Here is a 309-nt window from a genome sequence, read left to right on the forward strand (position 1 = left end):
AGGAAATGCTGCAAAGAAAGGATGAGGTTGTCATCCTTGTCGGGGCCTTCCACCAAATGGTCCGGCAAATGGAAGAGAGAAAACAAATTGAAATCCGGTTGGCACGCTTGGAAAGGCTGGCAGCGCTGGGCGAGCTTGCGGCAGGTATGGCCCATGAGATCCGGAATCCGCTGACGGGAATGAAAACGAGCGTGCAGGTGCTGCAAAATCGGATCACAGGCAATGAGCAAAACGATATACTGCTCCAAGGAATTCAATCGGAAATTGAACGGCTGAACAGGCTAACCGTTCAGCTGGTGCTTTTCGCCA

The 309-nt window shown here is 51.8% G+C and carries 1 protein-coding gene; it reads left to right on the forward strand.

Annotated features, from left to right (window positions below; translation table 11 throughout):
• Positions 1-309, forward strand: a 309-nt coding sequence (locus ACZYR9_RS27675; RefSeq protein WP_488981502.1) for a histidine kinase dimerization/phospho-acceptor domain-containing protein, incomplete at both ends; no start/stop codon positions are given.

This window comes from Paenibacillus sp. F024 (genome assembly GCF_057814255.1).